The organism is Aliiroseovarius conchicola, assembly GCF_041403445.1.
Classification (GTDB): domain Bacteria; phylum Pseudomonadota; class Alphaproteobacteria; order Rhodobacterales; family Rhodobacteraceae; genus Aliiroseovarius; species Aliiroseovarius conchicola.
On sequence record NZ_JBGEHL010000004.1, the window covers coordinates 234860 to 258559 of the forward strand.

The 23700-nt window shown below is 57.5% G+C and carries 27 protein-coding genes; 3 read left to right on the forward strand and 24 right to left on the reverse strand.

Annotated features, from left to right (window positions below; translation table 11 throughout):
* Positions 1-115: 115 nt before the first annotated feature.
* The 15 genes from ftsH to ruvC form a co-directional block, all read right to left on the reverse strand.
* Positions 116-2032 (reverse strand): ATP-dependent zinc metalloprotease FtsH, encoded by a 1917-nt coding sequence (gene ftsH / locus V6N04_RS09275; RefSeq protein WP_371169861.1) that lies wholly within the window; start codon positions 2030-2032, stop codon positions 116-118.
* An 88-nt stretch (positions 2033-2120) separates the two neighbouring features.
* Positions 2121-3374 carry a tRNA lysidine(34) synthetase TilS gene (tilS, locus tag V6N04_RS09280; protein ID WP_371169862.1) on the reverse strand — a complete coding sequence of 418 codons (1254 nt, stop codon included), beginning with the start codon at positions 3372-3374 and terminating at the stop codon, positions 2121-2123.
* Positions 3371-4201 carry a tol-pal system protein YbgF gene (gene ybgF, locus V6N04_RS09285; protein ID WP_371170001.1) on the reverse strand — a complete coding sequence of 277 codons (831 nt, stop codon included), beginning with the start codon at positions 4199-4201 and terminating at the stop codon, positions 3371-3373. Before ybgF ends, tilS begins: the two co-directional genes overlap by 4 nt.
* Positions 4202-4229: 28 nt before the next feature.
* On the reverse strand, positions 4230-4736 hold the full coding sequence (pal, locus tag V6N04_RS09290; RefSeq protein ID WP_371169863.1) for a peptidoglycan-associated lipoprotein Pal: 507 nt from the start codon (positions 4734-4736) through the stop codon (positions 4230-4232).
* A gap of 146 nt (positions 4737-4882) precedes the next feature.
* The gene (tolB, locus tag V6N04_RS09295) at positions 4883-6247 is read right to left on the reverse strand and encodes a Tol-Pal system beta propeller repeat protein TolB (protein ID WP_371169864.1); all 1365 of its coding nucleotides are present in this window, start codon (positions 6245-6247) and stop codon (positions 4883-4885) included.
* Positions 6244-6960: a copper homeostasis protein CutC gene (locus tag V6N04_RS09300; RefSeq protein WP_371169865.1), complete on the reverse strand. Its 717-nt coding sequence runs from the start codon at positions 6958-6960 to the stop codon at positions 6244-6246. The genes tolB and V6N04_RS09300 overlap by 4 nt, the downstream gene beginning before the upstream one ends.
* A complete protein-coding gene (locus V6N04_RS09305) occupies positions 6957-8012 on the reverse strand; it encodes a hypothetical protein (protein ID WP_371169866.1) in 1056 nt (351 codons plus the stop codon). The genes V6N04_RS09300 and V6N04_RS09305 overlap by 4 nt, the downstream gene beginning before the upstream one ends.
* A gap of 10 nt (positions 8013-8022) precedes the next feature.
* Positions 8023-8511, reverse strand: coding sequence for an ExbD/TolR family protein (locus V6N04_RS09310; protein ID WP_371169867.1), 489 nt, complete (start codon positions 8509-8511; stop codon positions 8023-8025).
* A 1-nt stretch (position 8512) separates the two neighbouring features.
* Positions 8513-9208, reverse strand: coding sequence for a protein TolQ (gene tolQ / locus V6N04_RS09315; protein WP_371169868.1), 696 nt, complete (start codon positions 9206-9208; stop codon positions 8513-8515).
* Between the two features lie 112 nt (positions 9209-9320).
* Entirely contained in the window at positions 9321-9704 is a 384-nt protein-coding gene (gene ybgC / locus V6N04_RS09320; protein WP_371169869.1) for a tol-pal system-associated acyl-CoA thioesterase, read from the reverse strand.
* Between the two features lie 30 nt (positions 9705-9734).
* Positions 9735-10271 carry an RNA 2',3'-cyclic phosphodiesterase gene (gene thpR / locus V6N04_RS09325; protein ID WP_371169870.1) on the reverse strand — a complete coding sequence of 179 codons (537 nt, stop codon included), beginning with the start codon at positions 10269-10271 and terminating at the stop codon, positions 9735-9737.
* Positions 10272-10934, reverse strand: a complete 663-nt coding sequence (locus tag V6N04_RS09330) for a hypothetical protein (RefSeq protein WP_371169871.1) — start codon at positions 10932-10934, stop codon at positions 10272-10274.
* A 57-nt stretch (positions 10935-10991) separates the two neighbouring features.
* The gene (gene ruvB, locus V6N04_RS09335) at positions 10992-12041 is read right to left on the reverse strand and encodes a Holliday junction branch migration DNA helicase RuvB (RefSeq protein ID WP_371170002.1); all 1050 of its coding nucleotides are present in this window, start codon (positions 12039-12041) and stop codon (positions 10992-10994) included.
* A 35-nt stretch (positions 12042-12076) separates the two neighbouring features.
* Entirely contained in the window at positions 12077-12751 is a 675-nt protein-coding gene (ruvA, locus tag V6N04_RS09340; RefSeq protein WP_371169872.1) for a Holliday junction branch migration protein RuvA, read from the reverse strand.
* Entirely contained in the window at positions 12748-13254 is a 507-nt protein-coding gene (gene ruvC, locus V6N04_RS09345) for a crossover junction endodeoxyribonuclease RuvC (protein WP_371169873.1), read from the reverse strand. The genes ruvA and ruvC overlap by 4 nt, the downstream gene beginning before the upstream one ends.
* 369 nt (positions 13255-13623) lie before the next feature.
* On the opposite strand from ruvC, the gene V6N04_RS09350 reads away from it, so the two are divergent.
* The gene (locus tag V6N04_RS09350; RefSeq protein ID WP_371169874.1) at positions 13624-13821 is read left to right on the forward strand and encodes a DUF1127 domain-containing protein; all 198 of its coding nucleotides are present in this window, start codon (positions 13624-13626) and stop codon (positions 13819-13821) included.
* 171 nt (positions 13822-13992) lie between these two features.
* Here V6N04_RS09350 and V6N04_RS09355 read toward each other — a convergent pair whose 3' ends face one another.
* From V6N04_RS09355 to rpiA, 8 genes are all read right to left on the reverse strand, one after another.
* Positions 13993-15447, reverse strand: coding sequence for a Do family serine endopeptidase (locus tag V6N04_RS09355; protein ID WP_371170003.1), 1455 nt, complete (start codon positions 15445-15447; stop codon positions 13993-13995).
* A gap of 196 nt (positions 15448-15643) precedes the next feature.
* Positions 15644-16687 carry a fatty acid desaturase gene (locus V6N04_RS09360; RefSeq protein ID WP_371169875.1) on the reverse strand — a complete coding sequence of 348 codons (1044 nt, stop codon included), beginning with the start codon at positions 16685-16687 and terminating at the stop codon, positions 15644-15646.
* 86 nt (positions 16688-16773) lie between these two features.
* Positions 16774-17037, reverse strand: coding sequence for a hypothetical protein (locus V6N04_RS09365; RefSeq protein WP_371169876.1), 264 nt, complete (start codon positions 17035-17037; stop codon positions 16774-16776).
* A 41-nt stretch (positions 17038-17078) separates the two neighbouring features.
* On the reverse strand, positions 17079-17264 hold the full coding sequence (locus tag V6N04_RS09370) for a DUF2065 family protein (RefSeq protein WP_371169877.1): 186 nt from the start codon (positions 17262-17264) through the stop codon (positions 17079-17081).
* On the reverse strand, positions 17261-18148 hold the full coding sequence (hflC, locus tag V6N04_RS09375; RefSeq protein ID WP_371169878.1) for a protease modulator HflC: 888 nt from the start codon (positions 18146-18148) through the stop codon (positions 17261-17263). Before hflC ends, V6N04_RS09370 begins: the two co-directional genes overlap by 4 nt.
* On the reverse strand, positions 18148-19278 hold the full coding sequence (gene hflK / locus V6N04_RS09380) for an FtsH protease activity modulator HflK (protein WP_371169879.1): 1131 nt from the start codon (positions 19276-19278) through the stop codon (positions 18148-18150). The genes hflC and hflK overlap by 1 nt, the downstream gene beginning before the upstream one ends.
* 142 nt (positions 19279-19420) lie before the next feature.
* Complete coding sequence (gor, locus tag V6N04_RS09385; protein WP_371169880.1) at positions 19421-20788, reverse strand: glutathione-disulfide reductase; 1368 nt, start codon at positions 20786-20788, stop codon at positions 19421-19423.
* 147 nt (positions 20789-20935) lie between these two features.
* On the reverse strand, positions 20936-21718 hold the full coding sequence (gene rpiA, locus V6N04_RS09390) for a ribose-5-phosphate isomerase RpiA (RefSeq protein WP_371169881.1): 783 nt from the start codon (positions 21716-21718) through the stop codon (positions 20936-20938).
* 144 nt (positions 21719-21862) lie between these two features.
* Here rpiA and V6N04_RS09395 point away from each other — a divergent pair, with 144 nt between their 5' ends.
* Entirely contained in the window at positions 21863-22546 is a 684-nt protein-coding gene (locus V6N04_RS09395) for a glutathione S-transferase family protein (protein ID WP_371169882.1), read from the forward strand.
* Positions 22547-22576: 30 nt separating this feature from the next.
* Here V6N04_RS09395 and V6N04_RS09400 read toward each other — a convergent pair whose 3' ends face one another.
* Positions 22577-23161, reverse strand: coding sequence for an EF-hand domain-containing protein (locus V6N04_RS09400; protein ID WP_371169883.1), 585 nt, complete (start codon positions 23159-23161; stop codon positions 22577-22579).
* Positions 23162-23321: 160 nt separating this feature from the next.
* Here V6N04_RS09400 and V6N04_RS09405 point away from each other — a divergent pair, with 160 nt between their 5' ends.
* Positions 23322-23675: a YbaN family protein gene (locus tag V6N04_RS09405; RefSeq protein WP_371169884.1), complete on the forward strand. Its 354-nt coding sequence runs from the start codon at positions 23322-23324 to the stop codon at positions 23673-23675.
* Positions 23676-23700 lie beyond the last annotated feature (25 nt).

Sequence of the window (23700 nt, forward strand, 5' to 3'; positions counted from 1 at the left end):
CAACACTTTGCCCAGCCAAATCAAACGGGGCAATCCACTTTCTGCGCAAGTGCAATCCGCAAGAAAAATGCCCCGGAAGCTGAAACCTCCGGGGCATTATTTGGGTACAGGTTTGTTAAGCCGTCGGTTCCGGTTCCATCCCACCGTCACCCGAAGGCTTCGAGCGGGGTTTGGTTTTCGGTATCGCGGTAAGAGAAGGCGCGCCGTCATCGGGCTTGTCAGCTTCGTCGTCGCCCGCTTGTGGGGGATCACCATCCATAACGCGCTGGATTTCGGCACCGGTCAGGGTTTCGTATTCCAGAAGTCCCTGCGCCAGGTTCTCCCACTCTTGCTCACTGTCGGTCAGGATTTTGTGAGCCGTGTCATAGGCCTCCTGAATGAAGCGTTTCACCTCTTCTTCGATCAGCTCTTTGGTGTTGGCCGAAACCGAGAAACCTGCCGTGTTGCCCGAATATCCCTCGGCCGCTTCGGCATAGTCGATGTTGCCCACTTTGTCGGACATGCCCCAGCGCATCACCATGGCACGCGCCAGACCGGATGCCTGCTGGATATCACCAGCTGGACCGTTGGACACATTGTCCTCGCCATATTTGATAATCTCGGCCGCTTTGCCCGCCATCGTCATCGCGAGCTTTTCCTCGCATTCCGAACGGTGCCAGTTCAAGCGATCGATCTCCGGCAAGGACACGACCATACCCAACGCACCGCCGCGCGGAATGATCGTCGCCTTATAGACCGGATCACATTGCGGAAGCTTCAGGCCCACCACGGCGTGACCAGCCTCGTGATATGCTGTTTTCTCTTTCTGGTCGTCGGTCAGCACCATCGATCGGCGCTCGGCCCCCATCATGACCTTGTCTTTGGCATTCTCGAAATCTTCCATGGTCACGAAACGGCGTCCCACACGGGCGGCCATCAGCGCGGCCTCGTTCACAAGGTTTGCCAGATCAGCGCCTGAGAAGCCCGGCGTACCACGAGCGATGATGCGCATATCGGCATCGGGGCCCAATGGCACTTTGCGCGCATGGACGCCCAGGATCTTCTCGCGACCCTTGATGTCGGGGTTTGGCACGGTGACCTGACGGTCAAAGCGACCGGGACGCAGAAGCGCGGGGTCAAGAACATCACGACGGTTGGTTGCCGCCAGAATGATCACGCCTTCATTGGCTTCGAATCCGTCCATCTCGACCAAAAGCTGGTTGAGCGTTTGTTCGCGTTCATCATTGCCGCCGCCATAACCGGCACCACGATGACGACCCACGGCGTCGATCTCGTCGATGAAAACAATACAAGGCGCATTCTTCTTTGCCTGCTCGAACATGTCGCGCACACGGGAGGCACCGACACCGACGAACATCTCGACAAAATCTGAACCAGAGATGGTGAAGAAGGGCACGCCGGCTTCGCCTGCAATCGCACGCGCCAGCAGCGTCTTACCGGTGCCCGGAGGGCCAACCAGCAACGCACCTTTGGGAATTTGCCCGCCGAGGCGGCTGAATTTCTGCGGGTTGCGCAGGAATTCGACAATCTCTTCCAGCTCTTCCTTGGCTTCATCAATGCCAGCGACGTCGTCAAAGGTCACGCGACCCTCTCGCTCGGTCAGCATCTTGGCCTTGGATTTACCGAATCCCATGGCACCGCCGCCCCCGCGACCTTGCATCCGATTCATCATGAAGAACCAAAAGCCGATCAGCAGGATCACCGGCAAGAGCAGCGTCACAATGCTCATGAAACCCGACTGCTGTTGCGACTCGGCTTTCACATTGACGCCTTTTTCAATCATCAAGTTGGACACTTCGGCATCCCGAGGCACAATGGTTTGATACATCTTGCCGTCAGAGCCTTGATATATAACCTTTTCTCCATCGATGGTGGCGCTTTTCACATCATCGGATTCAACTGCATTCACAAAGTCAGAATAGCTGACTTGCGATGCTGATAGCCCGCCTTGTCCGCTCGAAAACAGATTGAACAAAGCCAGGATCAGCAAAAACAGCACAATCCAGAAGGCGAAATTTCTCGCGTTGCCCAAGAGTATCTCCTTAAAATGCCATGGCAGAGCGGCGTTGACCCGATGGGCCACGCGCTGTCACTCTAAAATAGGGATGATCGCAGTTAGTTCAATGCGATAAAAGCCTGTGCAGAAAATCTTCGACACACGGCTTGCGCAAGATCAGGTTTGGATCATCTAATCCGGCCAACGGAGCGGCGATCAGTTGACTGCCCTCCCACAGTGCCGGGGATGTCATAAGTGTGTTGCGACCAAACCCGGTCTCGCGCCAGTTTTTTAACTCTCGCACGCCTTCACCCAATGCCTTGACGACAAGCGACCCAGTCTCATCACCCGCCGGAACCGCAATAACCCAACGCCCGTCCCAGCATGCGCCGGGGGTCGTTGTCATACCGGAAACGGCGTTCAATTCGCGCCCGATCACGATGTCGTTGGCCGTGCCGGTGACCAGACAGCCCTGCAACGTGCGGGTCGTTCCGGCCAGCACGTATTGCTCCAGCGCACAAAGTGCTGCGTAACGTGGACGGTATGTAGAGGAGGACACATAGATGACGGCCTCCGCCAGCAAACGATGACGGGTTTCGCGGGGCAAGGAACAATAATGATCCTTGTTCAAATGCAGATCCCCGCCGTGCACCCGTGCACAGTCCTGCGCAGCTCGGCAAGCGGCATGCGACAGGGCCACGCGGGCGTCCTGCATACGCTGCGCCGTTTCGATCAACCGATCAGGGTCGAGGCCAAGGGCGGCAAGATCCTGCATCGCCTGGCGCACCCTAACACGTTCAAATTTTGGGTCATCATTGGACGGATCCTCGACCCACCGTTGGTTTTGATCCGCCAAATACTCCCGCAACGTCGCCCGGTCGATCGACAAGAGCGGTCGCAGCCATCTGACACCCTGCGCCGTCCAGTCATGGCGCATGGCGGCCAATCCATCGACGCCAGACCCACGGGCCAAACGCATCACGAAAGTCTCGGCCTGATCATCCGCAGTATGTCCCAATAGGACGGCATCAAGCAGGTGGTCCTGCGCCCACCCAGCTAATGCGGTATAGCGAGCGGCCCGCGCTGCACCTTGAAGATTGCCAGAAGGCAATTCCCCCAACGCAAGCGTTGTGTGAGCCACATCCAGCCCACCACACACATCAGCGACAAAGCGTGCCTCATCAGCCGCTTCGCTGCGTAGACCGTGATCGACGGTCGCGGCCCACAGGGTCGCGTTATTGTCGCGACACCAATCGTGGGCCAGCCTTAACAGCGCCATGCTGTCGCCGCCGCCGGACACCGCCACGCCCAAACGCAAACCGGGCCCGTTTGCACGAACCCGGTTCAACACGTCATGAAGAATAACCTGAGGCGTCATTGGCACCCAAGGCTTGCACGCGCGCCCTGCGCATCTGCCACGGCAGGGCTGCCGGGAAAGCGTTTGCCGACCTCGCCCAATGTGGCGCAGGCCTCGGACACCTGACCTAGCTGCCCAAGGGCGTTGCCAAGTCGGAACAGCGCATCCGGTGCACGATCCCCGTTGGGCGCGCCTGAAAACGCATTCAAATAGGAACGTGCGGCGGATTTGATATCACCCTGCCCGGTCAACGCTTCACCACGCTGAAAATGCGCCTCTGCGGTCAGCGGCCCACCGGGATAGGAATCGATGAATGTCTGATAAAGCGTCGCGGCTTGCGCAAACTCTCCTGCTTCAAGCGCTGCGCCAGCGGCTTCGAAATCCTGTTGCTCACCCACCGCAAGTTCGGTCGCGACCGGCGCTGCAGGTGCGGGGGCCACAGCAGGCGCTGCTGGAACCTCGCCACCGCCCAGCGTAGTGGTTTCACCCAGTTGCGAGATATCACCGCCCTCAAGTTCGACCAGACGGAACTCAAGATCACCAATGCGATTGGTGCCGTCCTTCACGATCGAATTGATCCGGAATTCCAGTTGCTCGGTCTTACCGGTAAGGCGCGACAGCTCGCCTTCGATTGCGGCTACACGTTCGGTCAGGCTGCCAGTCCCGGTCGAGACATTCGCCCCGCCGGTGGTCGACAACTCAGTGCGCAACTTCTGAACCTCTACATATAAGACAGTCAGTTCCTGCCGGATATCCGCCAGTGTCTGTGCTCGGTCCTGCGCAAAGACAGGGGCCGTCATCATAACGGACACACCAACAGCTATCGCAGTCAATCGGGGGAAACGCATCATCCGACCCTCCTTAGGTACCTGAGGCTCAGCTTGTCGCTGCGCCAGCCGCCAGCACCGTCACAGCACGACGGTTCTTGGAATAACAAAGCTCGTCCGAGCAAATCTCAAGCGGGCGTTCCTTGCCGTAGCTTACGGTCTGAAGGCGGTTTGGTGCGACACCGCGTTCGATCAGGAAGTTCTGCACAGCCGATGCACGGCGCGCGCCCAGTGCAAGGTTATATTCCCGTGTGCCCTGTTCATCTGCGTGACCTTCGATCACGGCGGTAAAGGCGGTGTTCTCAATCATCCAAGCCGCTTGTTTGGTCAGGATATCAATCCCTTCCGGGCTAAGCGATGATTGGTCGACGGCGAACAAAACACGGTCGCCAATCGTCTGTTGGAAATAGGCCGGAGAGCTGGGGTCAGACGCGCTGCCAGCGACATATCCAAGCCCCTGTCCATTTGCGCCATTGTCCGTGCCAAAGCGGTCTTTTGAACAAGCCGAAAGCGCCAAAGCGCCAACAACCAGCGTAGCCATTGCAATCCGTTTCATGATCGATCCTGTGTCCTTTGGGGCCCGCCCGTTGATCGGACAGGCATATTGTTGCTCGTTGCGGCGAGTTTAACAGCAAAACCCGCGTTTGGAAACGGATCGCTCAAGGCCCGTCTCGGGGTGTCATTCGCTGCGCAAAAACGCGCTTATTTCAACAAGGGTGACCATGCAGGGTCAGACGCCGCCCCTTCGGTCACAACCCGGCGCAAATTGCGGCCAGATATGTCGACTGAATAGAGCGCCGGAGCCCCATCCGCCCCTTGGCTTTCGCGCGTGAACATAATCACCCGACCGTTAGGCGCCCATGTCGGACCCTCGTCCAGAAACGATGCCGTCAGAAGACGTTCTTCCGAGCCATCTGTGCGCATAACGCCAATATGGAACCGGCCTGCATTTTGCTTGGTGAATGCGATCAAATCACCGCGAGGGGACCAGACCGGTGTGCCGTAACGGCCCTTGCCGAAACTGATGCGCTTGGCTTCGCCACCTGTCGCGGGCATGACATAAAGCTGTTGGTTGCCCGAGCGATCACTTTCAAACACGATCTGGCTGCCATCGGGCGAAAAGCTGGGCGCTGTTTCAATGGATGGGGCCGACGTCAGTCGGCGCGGGCTGCCTCCGTTAATGTCCATTGTGTAGATGTCAGTATTGCCGCCTGCGGACAGCGAATAGACGACCGTGCGGCCATCGGGCGAGAACCGCGGCGCGAATGTCATCGTGCCTTGCTGTTCAGATAGCGCGCGGCGTCCGACGGTGGCCACGTCCAGCACATAGACCTGCGGGAAACCGGTCTCGTAGCTGGTATAAAGCACCTTGTCGCCAGTGGGTGAGAAGCGCGGTGCAAGCACCAGCGCAGAACTGTCTGTCAGGTACTGAACATTCGCGCCATCGTAATCCATGATTGCCAACCGCTTACGCTTTGCGTTCTTCGGCCCGCTTTCCGAGACGAACACAACACGGCTGTCGAAATATCCGCTTTCGCCGGTGATCCGGCTATAAACGATGTCTGCCACCTTGTGCGCCACGCGACGCCAAGAATTGGTGGATCCTGCGAATTGCAGCCCCTCGCCCAGTTGCTGGCCCGAGAAGACGTCGAAGACGCGGAACTTGACGTTGATATTATCCCCGTTCACCGAAACGGCACCGGTGATCAGCGCCTGTGCATTGATCGCTTTCCAATCCGCATAAGCAATCGGGCTTGCGAAACTTGTGATATTGGAAACAAACGCGTCCGACGGGATTTCGCGAAACAGTCCTGTGCCAGTCAGGTCAGCCGCAACAACCCGCGCTATTGAACGGGCGTAGTCGGCCGCTGCGGCGTTCTCGGGTTGGAAATCGGGGGCTGCAAAGGGTAGCGGTTCAATCACACCATCGGTGATCTCGATCCGAAGCGGGCCTTGCGCATTGGCCGGCGTCGTCAGGCCAAACAGGCTGGCCACAAGGGCGATCAGGATGGCCAGAACAGGGACAATGCGTCCTGTCCGAGGCACTTGTTTGAGGTGTCTGCTCATGCGCTCAATTCCCTCTTCATTTGTTTCACTTTGTTACTACAAGTTTCTTTGCGGCCTGCGGGAGGGGAGAAATTCGAAAAACTCTCCTCTCCTTTCGCCGGTATCGCGCATGAGGCGTGAACTTCTGTCACCCCGGTTTGCGCGACGAATTTCGAGATATTGTCCTCAGACAGCCCGCTGCCGGGCATGATTGAAATCCTACCCGCTGCGTGATCGACCATTTTCTTGACCGTTTCGGCGCCATCAACAGCCTTTGCAGCGCCGCCCGATGTCAGCACCCGTTCAAACCCAAGCGAAATCGCATCGTCCAACGCATCAAACGGGTTGGGCGTGATGTCGATCACCCTGTGCAGAGTCTTGCCCAGATCACCCGCAGCGTCACACAAGGTCGCCAGCGCGGATTTATCCAGTGTCCCGTCTGGGGATTGCACCCCAAGCACAACGCCCGCAAGGCCCGCTGCTTTCACAGTGGCGATATCATCAAGCATCACCCGCATCTCAGCATCGGAAAAATTGAAGCCGCCACATCGCGGGCGGATCATGACATAGGACGGAATGGCCAGTTTTGCCGCAGCGACAATCAGTCCAGCGGACGGGGTCAATCCGCCTTCGGACAGCGCCGAGCATAGCTCGATCCGGTCAGCACCACCGTTTTGCGCGGCAATGGCGCCGTCAATCGTATCCACACAGACTTCAAGCTGAACCGAGGTCATTTGATCCTCATTTTTTCAGGGTTGAAGGTCATTTCGATCTCGCGCCACTGGCCGTATTTCTCGGCTGGCAAGTCGAAACCGTTCGTACCGCATCTGTGAATAGCGCTTCTCGCTGCCCGGAAAGCAATGTTGGCACCAGTTTCTGTTGGTCCATCCCACGACACCATTCTGATCCCTTCAGGTTTGCCTTCACGGCTCATCGACACCAATACCACAACGGTGGTCGACAACGCATCGGTCGAGCTGGACCCAAGGTTCCAGCAGCGGCTGACCGCCACCCGCAAACCGTCTTTTTCACCGCGTGTCAAAGGTGGGCCTTCGGGGATATCCTGGGCGGGCGTATCAGTTTCTCCGCCTGCTGTGTCATTCACTAAGGCCTCTGCAATCGCAGCCGCATTATCTTGTGGCTTGGGGGCTTCCGGCGGCGTCTCAGGCTCTGCAGTTTCTACAGGTGCTGGACGGCTGGGGCGCGATTTGGGACGGGCCGACGTGGCCGGGGCAGCTGACGGCTCTTCAACCGGTTCTTCGGCCTCGGTCACGATCTCGGTCGATGCCTCTGGTGGCGCAGCGGGTGTTTCTTCCTCGGGCACAGGCTCGGGCGTGGGTTCGGGGGTTGGCTCAGGGGCCTCAACAACCTCTGGCGCTTCTTCAACCGGTGTTTCTGGCGCGGGCGCGGGCTCTGGGGCTACGCGGGGCGCGGGCGCTGGCGGGGCCGTTTCGGGCTCGGGCACAAGTTCAGGTTCGGGCGTTGGTTCCGGCGCGGGTTCTGGTTCCGGGGCTGGCTCGGGCTCTGGCGTGGGTTCAGGCTCTGGTTCTGGCGCAGGGGCTGGTTCCGGCTCAGGTGTCGGTTCGGGCGCGGGCGGGTCTTCTTCCGCGGTCGCCGTCTCGCTTTGCGGACCGCTTAGGGCGGCAAATTCATCTTCCGAGATGATCGAGACGTCCGACACCTGCACAAGCTCTTCGTCGCGGTTCCAACTAAGGAGCCCGCCGAAGATCAACCACAGGATCAGGATCCCGTGGGCAGATGCCGAGATGTAAAGACCTCTGCGCATGCGCCCTGCCCTAGTTGTCCGCGCCGGTCAGGCTTGGACCACCGCCCTCGGTGACGAAACCAATCGACGTAAAGCCAGCTGCATTCAGCGCGCCCATAATCTGGGCAATCACATCCCATTCCACCTGACCATCAGCGCGCAAGAATACCTTGTCGTCTGTGCGCTCAGCCGCAATGGCACGAAGCTTGGTGATCAGCTCGTCACGCGAAATTTCGGTGGTTTGCAGAAAGACCTGCCCGGCTTCGGTGATGGTGATCGCCAGCGGTTCTTCCTCGGACGCGGCCAAAGACTTGGCAGCGGTCTTGGAAAGCTCAACAGGAACGCCAACGACGCTGAGCGGCGCTGCGACCATGAAGATGATCAGAAGCACCAGCATAACGTCTACGAAAGGCGTGACGTTGATCTCGGCCATAACACGACGATGTTTGCCACGACGGCGTCCGCGACGGGCGCGCCGGTCTGCACCGCCACCGCCCGATGATTGTACTGCAGCGCCCATATCAGCTGTCCAACTGGCGGCTAAGGATCGTGGCGAACTCGTCCGCGAAGGCTTCATAGCCCGCGAGGATATTGTCGCTGTCCACGCTTAGCTTGTTGTAAAACACTGCCGCCGGGATCGCGGCCAACAGGCCAAGACCGGTTGCCAAAAGCGCCTCGGCGATGCCGGGGGCAACAACTGCAAGGTTGGTATTTTGTTGCTGCGCAATCTCGATAAAGGCATTCATGATGCCCCAGACCGTGCCGAACAGCCCCACAAAGGGGGCAGTGGACGCTACGGTTGCCAAGAAGCTGAGGCCCTTGTTCAGGCCTTCGCCCTCTTTGGCGATGGCCACATCCATCGACCGGTCGATGCGGGACTGCGCATTGGCGATCAACCCACCGTCGGATCGGTGCGACCTGCGCCATTCCAGCATACCGGATGAGAAGACCTTCTCGGCGGACCCTTCGGGCGAACCTCCGATTTGGTCGAAAAGTTCATCCAGCGGCTCGCCTGACCAGAATTTGCGATCAAACTCAGCTGCATCCGAACGTGCACGGCGAAACGCCATGTGTTTGGTAATGATAATCGCCCACGACCAAACGGACGCCACGATGAGCAACAGCATCACCAGCTTGACCGTAAATGTTGCGCGAAGAAATAGGGCGAGGAAGGAGAAATCGATCTCCGCCGCCGCCTGAAGCGTTTCCGTTTCCATAGCTCTGCCTCTGTACCGCCGCCTCTTTGGGCCGCTTTTCTGCACGAAGATTACCGGAAAGCCACGGGGAATGCCAATAAAACCGCACCATCGGCGGATTGCGCCTGTTTGATCAGTGCACCAACCGGCGAATACTTGCCGGAAGACGGGCGGGTTGGCCCATATCTGACAGGCAAACAATGGTAACGGTCGCTTCAAACAAACGGTCTTCGCCCCGCTTCACGACTTGCTCCATCACCAGGCGTGCGCCGGTGATTTGTTGAACGGATGTTTCAACCTGTAACTCATCGTCAAATTGGGCCGATGACAGATAGTCCGCTTCCACACGCCTGACTGCGAAAACCAGCCCGTCTTCGCGCATCGCATTCTGATCAACACCAATTTCGCGCACCCAATCGGACCGGGCTCGCTCAATATACCGCAGATAGTTGGCGTAATAGACGATCCCCGCCATGTCGGTGTCTTCATAGTAAACGCGAATGGGAAAGCGGTGCATGTATGCCTCGTTTAGCTGCTCGCCCCGACCCTAACCGGAGAGAGGATAATCTGCCAAGCGTTCGTAGCGTGCCCCGTCGGGGTGAAGCTCGGAGCGATAAAGCGACATGGTCCCCAGCATCAACGGATCGAAACGCACTGAGCCATGCGTTGCAAGCACATGGCCGAGCGATTTCATATCGTCCTGCGTGGGTGCGCTTGGCAACCGGGCCAGCGTGATGTGGCCACGAAACCGGCGGTGAGGCAGCGTGATACCCGCCTTGCGCACAGCGCTCAGAACCTGTTTTTGTAGCGCATCGACACCGTCGACACGCAATCCCAACACGGATGGGGTTTTCCCGCCGAGAGGTTCCAAACTTGCAAACTGAGCGGAGACCGAGGCGAACCGCGTCGCCTCAAGCTCCTCGTGCACATCTTCCAACGCGCTGTTTGGTTGCTCGTCCAGAAACGCCAGCGTGATGTGCAGGTTTTCCTCAGGTTGCGGGCGGCTCAGCTTCAGGCGCGCGGCGAACCGTGCGAGATCGCTGGCGAATTCCTCGGGAAGCGGAAGGGCGATGAAACTGCGCATTCAGTGCTTGGTCTCGTCGATCACTGGCGCAACCGACATCCGCGCAAAAATCCTGAGCGCGTGGGAAGCGTCATTCGCCGCCGCTGGCAAAATCGGGTCGTAGGCGGCGGTGATCAGGCTCGCGATTTCTGGCCGCAAGATGGTTTGGCCATCGGGAAGCAAGGCCAGCGGGCTTTTCTCTGAAAACGCAGCCTCGCCCCACAGGAGCACAGCCTGAACAGCCTGTGTCAGCGCCAATGTCTCGGCGGGTTGATCGACCATCGCACCCTGCATGCAGACGAAGGTGAAGCAGGCTTGGATCGCATTGTCATCATCGAACCGGAAGGCGCGATATTGGGTGGCGTTGCTGGCTTTCAGGCGGGCAACCAAAGGGGTCAGGTCTGGGTTCATCTCGCCCAGTTTCGGCACTTCTAACAGGTCGTCCCAATCGCGAAAGAAGAAGACCATCAGATTGGCGCCCAGCTCAGGATCGGTCTCGGCCATCTTATGACCGGCAAGAACGACGACCGCTTCAATTGCGCCTTTCACGATCTCCAGCGTCGCATCCTCGACCCCGAACACAATCGGCACGATGGGGCGCCCCCAACGGGCGAAAGTGAACGAGCCGTCGGCGCGGGTGAAATGGGCTTCAACCTCATCTGGTGTCATAAGCGGGGCGGTCATGTCGCGTCTCCTGATCTGCGGGGTGGGTGTCTCGCAAATGCAGGTGTGTTTCAAGGGTCATTCCTCGAAAAGCTGGCCCTGACCGGCGCCGCGCGGCTTGGGATCCGGAGCATTCAAACCTAGATGTCGCCACGCAATCTGACCCAGCATCCGCCCACGCGGCGTGCGTTGGATCAGGCCTTGTTGCAGCAGAAACGGTTCAATCACTTCTTCCAGCGCATCGCGACTTTCGGAAAGCGCTGCGGCCAGCGTTTCAATCCCAACAGGGCCACCGCGATAGTGTTCAGCCATCAGCCCGAGGTATCGCCGGTCCGCGCCATCCAGCCCCAAATGGTCAACCCCAAGACGGGTCAGCGCGTTATCCGCAAGCTCTCGCGTGATGCGGCCATCCCCTTCGACCACCGCAAAATCCACCACACGGCGCAACAAACGTCCGGCGATCCGAGGGGTGCCACGGGCGCGTTTCGCAATCTCGCGTGCGCCATCTGTGTCGGCAGGTGCGCCGAGCTTAATGGCGTTCTTCGTGACAATCTCGTGCAGCTCATCGACCGAATAAAACTGGAGCCGCACGGGAATACCAAAGCGGTCGCGCAAAGGCGTTGTCAAAAGGCCAAGCCGGGTTGTCGCCCCGACCAGCGTAAAGGGTTGCAACTCGATCCGAACCGTGCGCGCTGCTGGGCCTTCGCCAATCACCAGATCAAGTTCGAAATCTTCAAGGGCGGGATACAGCACCTCTTCCACCACCGGGTTCAGGCGGTGGATTTCGTCGATAAACAGAACGTCGTTGGCTTCAAGGTTGGTCAGGATCGCAGCCAGATCACCCGCTTTGGCCAACACCGGCCCCGAAGTCATCCGAAAATTCACCCCAAGCTCGCGCGCCATGATTTGGGCCAGAGTGGTTTTGCCAAGCCCGGGCGGTCCGTGGAACAGCACGTGGTCCATCGCCTCGTTCCGCTTGCGCGCACTTTCGATAAAGATGCGCAGATTCGCGCGCGCCTCGGCCTGTCCAATGAAGTCGCCCAGCGTTTGCGGACGAAGCGCACGGTTGGCGTCGGCCTCGTCTTCCGGGCGCGGCGCAGGTCGCAAAGTTGGATCCGGGCTGTTCATGGGATCAGAGACGGTCATAAGCTATTACTAGCCCCCTACCCTTTGGGTGCAAGAAGTTTGAGCGCGGCGCGGATCAGGCCAGACGTGTCCAGCGATGGGTCGTCCCCCATGGCCTGCGCCACCGCAGATGCGGCCTCGCCGGGGGCATAACCAAGGTTCGAAAGCGCTGACAGCGCCTCGCTTTGGGCAGCGGCGTTGCCCGGAGGAGCAGTCGGCGCTGGTGCAGACGTGACCGGTTCAATCACCACATCTTCCGACACATCAACGCTTTGGCTGGGTGCCGTGGTTTGACCTGAGAGGGCCATCACCGAAGCAGCCTTGTCTTTCAATTCATTCACCACACGCTGCGCGGTTTTGGGACCAACACCTTTGGCCGCCTTGACCGAATTCCAATCGCCCAGTGCAATCGCGCGGCTGACCCCATCCGCACCCAATGCGCCAAGGATCGCCATTGAGGCTTTCGCGCCGATCCCCTGAACACTCATCAAAAGGCGATGCCATTCTTTTTCAACCAGCGTGGTGAAGCCGAAAAGTTGTAGATTATCCTCGCGCACCAAGAGGTCGGTATAAAGCGCGACCGCTTCGCCTGCGCCCGGCAAGCTCGCCATAGTTCTGTCCGAGACATAGACAAGATAGCCCACGCCCTTCACGTCGATCAGAACATGATCGTCAGCGCGATAATCGATACGTCCAGAGATTTTTCCAATCATCCCGCGGCTTTCTTTAATGCGGCCTCTAGCCGGCCGGCGTTTTGCGCATGAAACGCGTGACAGATCGCAATCGCAAGCGCGTCTGCCGCGTCCGCGCCAGCAATCACCACCCCGGGCAATTGCATCTTCACCATATGCTCGACTTGTTTCTTGTCGGCATGGCCCACACCAACCACGGCTTTCTTCACAGCGTTCGGCGCATACTCACCAATGGCCAGCCCTGCCTGCGCAGGCACCAAAAGCGCGATCCCCCGCGCTTGGCCGAGTTTCAGGGTCGCTACAGCATCTTTGTTGACGAAGGTTTGCTCAACGGCAGCAGTCTCGGGCATGTACTGGGACAACACATCGGACAGTTGTTCATGGAGCGATAAAAGCCGCGCGGCCAGCTCGCCGGTGCGAGAGTGACAAATCCCGTTGGCCACATGCGACATACGCGTGCCATCTGTGTCGATCACACCCCAACCAAGGTTACGAAGCCCCGGATCAATTCCAATGACGCGCATGTTGTGCCTGTCCGTCCCGCTCTGCCCACCTGCGCGTGATCACACGCGGCGGAACTTATTTCATCCGAATTAGCACGAAACAAGAACATACGCCAGAGCGTTTCTGCCTGGCGTCCAGCCTTGCGATCCCTTAGCCTCAAACATTCCTGATGTTTTTTTGACACACCGCCTGGCCGCTCAGCCCGTTAGAACATCCGAACTCACCACTTTCGTCCCGTTTTCGACACCAACTATTCTGAATACGACCCGTTGCAAAAATTGCATATGGGTCATGCATTTTTCGGACTTGTTGATGCCGATGTTCGCTTCTAGATGCGCAGAGTAGCAATACTGCTTGCCAAGGTTTTCTTACTTAAAAGGACATGAAAAATGGCTGCTTTCGAAACGACATATATCCCTGCTGACGGTGCGTCCTTCGGGGGCCGTCTGTCCAGCGTAATTCGCGGCGCAATCGCCTCGTACAATGCATGGAATGACGCGCGCTCGACCCGCCTTGCTCTGTCGAGACTGACAGACCGTGAGCTGAACGATATTGGGTTAAGCCGCGCCGACATCGAGACGCTGTAAAACACCACCACCACCACCAAAAAAAGCCCACGCCTTTCAGCGTGGGCTTCTAACGCCACCTTGATCCGTCAGGGTGGCGTTTTTCTTTGGGACGTCGAGGGCCTGGCGCATCAAGACCGAATTGTAAGCCAACTTGGTCAAGATACACCCAGCCCCAGAATGCCTTGGGCCCTATTCCAGCGACAAAGCCACGAAACGGGGATTGTCATCGCGACGCACCAAAAGCAGGACGGACTTGCGACCGCCATCTTTCGCTGCGGCCAGACGTTCCTCAAGCGCAGTGATCGTGTCGACGGGCTCCTGCCCAGCCTCGGAAATCACATCGCCAGCACGGACGCCTTTTTCAAACGCCTCTGATGCTTCGTCCACGGCCATAACCGCAAGCCCTTCGGTGCCGGGTTTCAGGCCCAGCTCTTCCCGGCGGGCGTCATCCAGCTCGCTAAGCGTCATGCCCAACACTTCGCCTTCAGGCGGCATGTCAGGAGCCGTCTCATCATCTTCGGATGTTGCCGGCGTTGCATTGGCATCTTCGCGACGACCAAGCGTGATCTTCAAGGTCTCGGTCTTGCCGTCCCGAAGGATGACAACACGTACGGCTTTTCCTACCGGAGCATTGCCCACGATACGCACCAATTCGCGCGTGTCAGTCACATCAGTTCCGTCGAAAGACAGAATGATGTCATTTGGCTCAATACCAGCATCTTTCGCGGGGCCATCAGGAACATCAGTGACCAGCGCGCCATTTGTGTTCTCAAGCCCCAGCGCTTCGGCAATATCATCGGTGATGTCTTGAATGCGCACACCCAACCAGCCGCGACGGGTCTCGCCGAATTCTTTGAGCTGGTCGACCACACGTTTGGTCACTGCCGAAGACATGGCAAACCCGATCCCGATCGAGCCTCCATTCGGGCTTAGGATCGCGGTATTCACGCCGATCACTTCGCCATCCATGTTGAACAGCGGTCCACCCGAGTTGCCCCGGTTAATGGCTGCATCGGTCTGGATGTAATCATCATAAGCACCCGACAATTCGCGATTGCGCTGCGAAACGATCCCGGCCGAAACCGAGAACCCCTGCCCAAGCGGATTGCCGACAGCCATGACCCAGTCGCCGACACGCATGATGTCACTGTCGCCGAACTGAACAAAGTGCAACGGTTTGTCGCTTTCCACTTTCAAAAGCGCAAGATCGGTGTTGGGGTCGGTGCCGATCACTTTGGCCGGCAGCTCTCCACCGCCGTTGAAAAACTCGATCAAGATCTCGTCCGCGCCTTCGATGACGTGGTTGTTGGTCACAATGAACCCGTCTTCCGAGATCACAAACCCTGACCCCAAAGCCTGACTGCGACGCTGACGGGGTTGGGGCGCTTCTTCATCTCCATCAGGCTCAGCCTGATCGCGATCCAGGAAGTCCCGGAAGAATTCTTCGAACGGGCTGCCTTCGGGCACCATGGGTTGGTTGCCGGAGCGCTGTGCCACGATCGTCGAGGTGGTGATATTCACCACGGCCGGGCTGACCTCTTCGGCCAAATCAGCGAAACTTTCAGGCGCACCGCGCGCCTCGGCCCGCATGCCGGTCGCCAGCACCACGGCCACCGCCATGATAAGCCCGGCGAAAGCACGCATGCCCCGCAATTGAATGTGTTCAGGAGTAATTGCCTGCACTCTCACACCTCTCTCCTTTCAAGAAACGTTTCGGGACCTGTGCCCGATTAAGGTTAGTTTCTAGATAGGAACGCAAAAGCGCAACGCAAAGTTCTTAAACAGTGATCACCGGCATGTGAACACTTGGCATGTGCGAAAACTGCCCAAACCGAACGGTTCAGCGCGCCGGTTCATGCAGCGCCCGAGCTTGCGAAAAGGACAGAAGCTGCCTGCTGTTTTCATCCCACAGATGAAGCCGCGCGCAGGCCAAACTTTCCCCTATTGTCAGTCTGTTAGCCTGTGCAAGCTCTGCATGGTCACGCAGCACTTCGGTCAAACGATAGAAGGGGATACGGCTGTACAAATGATGGACATGATGAATGCCGATATTGGCACTGAACCACTGAAGTACGGCAGGCATCACGTAATGCGAGCTGCCTTCCAGTGCGGCATCATGAAGCGCCCAGTTCTCTTCGGAGCTCCAGTGCGTGTCTTCAAACTGATGCTGGACATAGAACAGCCACATGCCGGCCGTCGCGGCCAACAAGGTGGTCGGCAAAAAGATCAGCAAAAGCGCCGAGAAGCCGCCAAAGTACCAGATTGTCATAAGAGCCGCGATAATCGCGATATTGGTCCCCATCGCGCTGATCCAGTAGCGCAGGCTGTTCATCAGGCCGAATGGCAACCGATTTTGCAGCAAAAACAGATAACCCGGTCCGAACCCGAACAAGACAACCGGATTACGGTAAAGCCGATATTTCAGGCGTTCATACCGGGACAGCGCGTTATATTCCGCAACTGTCAGGGTCAGAATGTCACCAATGCCCCGCTTTCCGAGATTGCCCGCTGAGCTGTGGTGAATCGAATGAGTGCGGCGCCAAACCGCATAAGGTGTCAACGTTAGCACGCCAATTACCCGACCGACCCAATCGCTCAGACTGCGATGTTTGAAAAACGCGCCGTGCCCGCAATCATGCTGAATGGTGAAAAGGCGCAAAAGGAACAGCGCATTCACCACCGAGATCGCAAGGGTCAGCCACAGACTGACTGACATAGACAACCACGCCAGAACCCAAAGCAAGATGAACGGCCCGGCACTGACACCAAGTTCGAAAAAGCTGCGCCACTGGTTTGGTTCGCGGTAAACGGCCAGCGTCTTAACCCAGTCTTTCGCGGATTTTTTGTTGTCGTTCGATAGCGGAAATTCTGGAGTATGCTTCATGTGCCTGCTTTTTGATGGTTCAGGCACGGATAAACGACCCGCTCAACATAGCAAGGAAAATATACGTCAGATGGTGATTTACCCGTTCAAGTATGTGGCGACACGGTGACGCAGCACACCGAACCTGTGTCCACACCTGCTTTTTTGCACTGAACGGCCGTCAGATTGAAAAAGAACACATCACTGCCCTTCCCCCACGGACGAATACTTCGCTCAAAAGCTTTACAGCCATTCAGTTGAACCTGAGCCGAGAAGGCATCAACACGTCCACCCAGATGCTTTGCCTTAACGATGACATAGCGCGGTAGGTCGTCTTGTTTTCGCAATATCGTTGCGTTGAATTCGATCATCTTTGTCGCACTTCGCAGCATGCCCCCAAACGGCTTGGAAGCTACATGCCTGACAGCCACAATAGCACGACGCCCAACGCCACGCCTACCAGACCAATTATCCGTCGCTGGTCACGCGACATGGCTGCCATCATGGCGACCAGATCATCCAAACGCGAAGGGGCCAGTGCGAACACCAGCCCCTCAATCACGAGCACAAGCCCGAGCCCTAGAAAAACAAGACTCACTGACCAGGCTCCTCCGGGCGTCCAGCGTCCGACTTCAGATAGTCAAAGAACTGACTGTCAGGCGAAATCACCAGGGACGAATTGCTCCCGGTCAGCGACTTCTCATAGGCCTCCAAGGACCGAAGGAAAGCAAAGAACTCTGGGTCACGGCCCAGCGCTTCGGCAAGGATTGCGTTACGGCGGGCATCGGCCTCACCACGAACGATCTGAGCGTTTTTGCGTGCCTCTGATGTGGTCTCAACGACTGTCCGATCAGCTGACGCACGCAGACGCTGCGCTGCCTCGTTACCGCGCGCAATCTCGTCAGCGGCCAAACGTTGCCGTTCAGCGCGCATCCGTTCGAACGTCGCTTCAAGGTTTTGCTTTGGCAAGTCCGCGCTTTTAATCCGCACGTCGACAACCTCAATTCCCAGGCCAGCGGACTGAGTACGGGCTTGGTCGCGGATTTGGTTCATCAAAACGATCCGGTCGGCTGACAGGACCACTCCTGAATTAACCTTACCAAGAACCTCACGCAGCTGGGAATTCAAGATACGCTCCAACCGTGCTTCCGCGGCGTCGATACCACCGGCACCAACCGAACGGCGGAACTGCTTTGCATCCACGATCTTCCAGCGTGCAAACGCGTCAACTTCAAGTCGACGCCCGTCTGCCGGGGTCACTTCCAGCTTGCTGGTGTCGAGCGGCAGGATACGATCGTCATACTTAACAATCTCATCAATAAGCGGCATCTTGAAATAGAGACCCGGATCTCTGATTTCCGCCTCAACCTCACCGAAGCGAAGACGCAGTGCCGTTTGGCGTTCATCCACGATGAAGAAAGATTGCATTGCAATCACCAGGGCCACGACAAGCGCGGCGATAAGCCATTGTGTCTTGCGCATTAGTTCGACCCTCCTGCAGGTGTTGCTGGTGGTTTCAGTTCATTCAGCGGAAGGTATGGAACCACACCTCGTTCGCCGCCAACTGTGCCGTCCAGAATGACTTTGTTGGTCGAGCCCATGACTTTTTCCAGCGTTTCAAGATAAAGACGTTTGCGTGTGATATCCTGCGCCTTTGAATACTCGTCATAAACAGCGATGAACCGCGCCGCTTCACCTTCGGCTTCGTTCACGACCTTTGCACGATAACCTTCGGCTTCTTCCTGCAACTGAGCCGCTTCACCACGCGCGGCTGCCACAACTTTGTTGGCATACGCGTCAGCTTGCTTCTGAAGCGTATCACGGGTCTGCTCTGCGGCCTGAACTTCGCGGAAGCTGTCAATCACTTCACGCGGAGGGTCGGCTCGGTCAAAGTTGACACGCACAATGTTAACACCAGCTTGATATCCGTTCAGAGTAGACTGAATTAGCTCTTGCAGGTCTTGTTGGATGATACCCCGGTCTGAGGTCAGGATCGGGCCCAAACGTGATCGCGCGATAATCTCGCGCATAGCCGATTCAGACACCGCACGGATGGTGTCTTCAGGCGCCGCCAGATTGTACACGAATTCTTCGATATTCGAGATGTTCCAAACCACCTGGAAGTCGATATCCACGATGTTTTCATCACCGGTCAGCATAAGACCGCTATCGCCTTCGCCGATGTTGATGACGTTTTCACGGGTCACCGCATAGATTTCTTTTGTCACGACGGGCCATGGTGCAAAGTTCAAACCCTCTTCACCGACGCCGTAACGCGCACCAAACAGCTGTTCCACAGACTGCTCAGACGTATCAACGCGATAGAAGCTAGCGAAAACCCAGACCGCTGCCGCAGCAAGAACAACCAGCAGGATGGAACCGCGCCCGAAAGAAGGACCGCCACCGCCCTGCCCGCCGCCACGGCGACCGTCACCACGGCCCCCCATCAGAACGCGCAGCTGCTCTTGCCCCTTCTTCATCAGGTCGTCAATTTCAGGCAATTGTGGGGCATCGTTGCCGCCTCGTTTGCCGCCGTCATCCGAGGGAGGGCGCCCGTCAGAGCCGCCGCGGTTTCCACCGCCGCCCCAAGGTCCGCCATTGTCGCTGGCCATGTGGTCGTTTTCCTTATCTGATCAAAACAAGTTTCGCTGTCATAACTGGCCTTTCACGGGCCGGATTTCAAGGCAAAGACCAGCCATGGCACCGCATTTTCGGCCGAACACTCTAAGTTCGGCCGTGCAGTGCGCCGATCGATCAGTCGCTGCGCACCGGTGTCTTCATCAACACGATCTCTTCGGACATGGTTGGATGGACCGCGACCGTGCGGTCGAAATCGGCCTTCGTCGCCCCCATTTTGACAGCGATTGCGGCAAGTTGGATCATCTCGCCTGCGCCATCGCCCACAATATGGACGCCGAGCACGGTGTCCGTCGCTTGGCTGACAACCAGTTTAAACAAAACGCGCTCATCAACATTGATGAAGCTTTTTTGCATTGGGCGAAACGCGGCGCTGTACACGTCGATCTTTTCACGTTCTCGGGCGGCCTCTTCGGACAGCCCAACTGTGCCGTATTCGGGCTGAGTGAACACGGCCGAGGCAACATTTTCGTGGTCGGGCTTGGTGGGGTTTGCGTTGAACACCGTCTCAACAAAGGCCATGCCTTCGCGAATGGCGACCGGTGTCAGGTTGATCCGGCTGGTGACATCGCCAACTGCATAGATCGAGGGAACGGTCGTCTGGCTGTAGTCATCGACCACGACAGCGCCAGAGCGTCCAAGCGTGACGCCAACATCCTCCAGCCCAAGCCCGTCAGTGTTTGGCACCCTACCTGTGGCAAAGAGCACCTGGTCAAAGACCTCCTCGCGGCCATCGGTACCTTTGACCCAGATCGCGCCATCACGGCGTTCCATTCGTTCAACTTCCAGCCCGACATGCAGGTCCACGCCGCGCGCACTGATATGTTCAGCCAAAAACCCACGCACTTCATCGTCGAACCCGCGCAGGATTTGAGCACCGCGGTACCACTGCGCAACATGTGATCCCAGTCCATTGAATATGCAGGCAAATTCACAGGCGATGTAACCCCCGCCTACAATCAGGATACGCTTCGGAAACTCCTCCAGATTGAAGACTTCATTCGACGTAATACCCAACTCCTGCGCGCCGGGGGTATCGGGCAAAAACGGCCGACCACCTGTGGCAACAAGAATATGCTTGGCGGTGAAGCTTTCGCCGGTTGACAGCTCTACCGTATGCGCATCCTTAATCACGGCACGAGCGTTGAAAATGTCTGCGCCAGAGTTGCCCAGATTGCGGGTATAGATCGCCTCAAGTCGTTCAAGCTCGGTGTGCAGCGCGGGACGGAATGTACCAGCCCAATCGAACGTGCCCTCTTCGTTGCCCTGCCACCCGTATGCACGAGCGTCCGCCGCAGCTGGTCCGTGCTGAGAGGCGAAAACCATAAGTTTCTTGGGAACACAGCCCCGGATCACACAGGTGCCACCCATGCGAAATTCCTCGGCCAGCCCGACCTTGGCACCACCTTCAGCAGCAACCCGACCGGCGCGCACGCCGCCTGATCCGCCACCGATTACAAAGAGGTCATAGTCAAATCCGCTCATATCCGTCTGCCTTCTATTCGCCGGGCGTGTTTGCCGCTGTATATCTTCACCCGGCGAAAGCTATGGGCTTCCAAAGGTGATTTCCAGTGCCCGGCCTGTCACATGGTTCACGATTTCGCGCGCCACGAGTTCAGTTTGGGACGGCGATCAAATGTCGGCGAAAATATTGTCGCTGTCGCCGAATTCGATCCGCTCTTCGTCATGGGTGCCTTCGTTGATGTCGATCACCTCGACCCGGCCATCGCCATGACCCACCACGACCGCGTCGCAAATATCGATGAACAGCCCGTTTTCGACCACACCGGGCACCTGGTTCAGAACCATCGACAATTTGCGTGGATCGCTGATGCGCTTCAGATGAAGGTCGATGATATGGTTGCCCTCGTCGGTCACAAACAACTCGCCGCCGTTCTCACGGAAAATAGCTTCGGTGCTTAAAACATCCATCGCGCCAAGCAACTCTACCACCAGTTCTTTGGTTGTGTGGCGCCCGAATGGGATCACTTCGATCGGCAGCGGGAAAGCACCCAACATGTCCACCGCTTTGGTTGGGTCCGCAATGACCACCATCCGGTCCGACGCTGTGGCGACAACTTTTTCCTGAAGATGCGCACCGCCGCCGCCTTTGATCAGACAAAGATCAGGGTCGTATTCATCGGTCCCGTCGATGGTAAGGTCCAGCCATTTGGCTTCATCCAGCGTTGTCACCTCGATCCCGACTTGCCTTGCAAGCTCGGCGGTCCGGCTGCTGGTGGGGACACCGGTGATTTTCAGCCCTTCAGTGCGAACACGTTCGCCTAAGCAACGCACCATCCAAGCGGCGGTCGATCCGGTGCCTAGCCCCACGCGCATCCCGTCTTCTACATACTGAACGGCGCGTTTGGCGGCGACGAATTTGGCGGTGTCGATGGGTGAGAGTTCTCCGGACATGGCTGCGATTCCCCTTGTGGCGCATGTTTAATGTCACGCGCGTTATAAGACGCGCGATCATGCGTGGCGAGGGGGGATGCGTTTGGCGTGAGGATTTTGGCGAATTTTCTGGCAAATGGGCCTTGAGTTTGCTTTTGATTAAGCATGTTCACGCTCCACTACGCCCCCGACAACGCTTCCCTGATTGTCCGACTTGTGTTGGAAGAAATGGGATTACCTTACACCACGGCTTTGGTGGACCGACGCGACAATGCACAGCGAAGCGAAGCCTATCTTAAGGTCAACCCGATGGGATTGATCCCAGCGTTGGAAACACCAGACGGGCCGATTTTTGAGACCGCTGCAATTCTGCTTTGGCTCAGTGAGCATACCGGCAAAATGGCACCCGCCCCTGCCGCTCCCGAAAGGGGCGTGTTTTTGTCTTGGCTTTTTGCTGCCTCCAACGGATTGCATGCGGATCTTAGACAAGTTTTCTACGCTGAGCGATATTCCGACGCCCCGGCGGATCACCGTCTGCGTGCGGCAGAGCGAATTGGGACAGCTCTGGACCGGTTCGAGGGTCTTGCTGGGCAGAACCATAACTGGTTTGCAGGCAAGCAGCCAAGCGTGCTCGACATCTATGTCACCGTGATGATGCGATGGTTGGCGCTTTATCCCAAAGGGCAAACTGACTGGTTTGATATACAACGCTGGCCTCTGCTGCATGGCCTCGCCTCTCGTTTGGAAGCGCGCGCAAGCACAGCCGTAGCCGTAACAGCCGAAGGTCTGGGCAAAACCCCATTGAGCGCCCCACGATATCCGCAGCCGCCTGAGGGGTCTGCACTGTAGGCGCGTCAGACGACCAGATATTACGTGAAGTTAGACGCGGGTACGCATCGTCTCGAGTACCAGCATCAATTCGTCCAGCGAGAACCGGCCATCGTTGTTTTCGTCCAATGACAACAGGGATTTCAAACGTTCCAGCTCGCTATCTGGCACCTCTTTCATTGCATGGATTTGCCCATAGCGGCGCCGCTCCTCAGGCGAAACCACGTCATCCCTGTTCAAATCGGCTTTTCTAAATCCGATCAACAATCGACCTCGGGCGCTCGCGCGTTCGGTGGTGATCAATATACCCAGTTCTGCCCGTGTTATCGTCCCGTCGCCATCCAGATCCGCCAGATCAAAACGTCGCAGCTCGCGCGCGCGCACTTTGGCCCGGCGCAGGGCGATGAAGTTTTCGATCCCCACCTCATCAATTGAGGCGCCATCACCATACCCGACGATCAAAAGCGTAATCTCTTCCAGAAAACGATCGGGTTTATCAAGCAACTTCTGCAACGATGGGTCGGGCAGGCCTTCAAGCATATCCTGAAGAGGACCGCGCAGCATCGCTGCTCCGTCCTGAGCGCGAGCTGCCGTCGCAGACAATGCTATCAGCAGAATGACAAATAAAAGGCGCAAGTTTCCCTCCAGATTTCATCTGTCATTCTGCCTCAACATACTTAACAAGAACCTAAACAAGACCCATATCAGCCAAAGCAATCGGCAAGGTGGACATACCGCGCGGCATAAGTCACTTCTGGCGAGTAAGCGATCAGACTGGCGATAAGGCGAAAGAAATATGAGCAGATACTTCTATATCGCACTGGGTTGGTTTGCCGTAGCGCTCGGATTGATCGGGGTGGTCCTGCCCGTGCTACCCACCACCCCGTTCCTGCTGGTCGCCGCCTTTGCGTTTGGCAAGGGCAGCCCGAAGGCGCGGGCTTGGCTTATTGATCATGCCCATTTCGGCCCCGCAATTCAGGATTGGGAGGCGCGTGGCGCCATTTCGCGGCGGGCCAAAACGCTCGCCGTGTCGATGATGTCACTGGTGTTCATCGTCTCTTTGATCATGGCGGCTCCCGGTTGGGTGCTATTGATGCAGGCCACATTAATGGGCGCAGGCGCTGCTTTTGTGTTGACCCGGCCAGACTGAGCAAAAAAGTGTCGTTTTCGCGCCG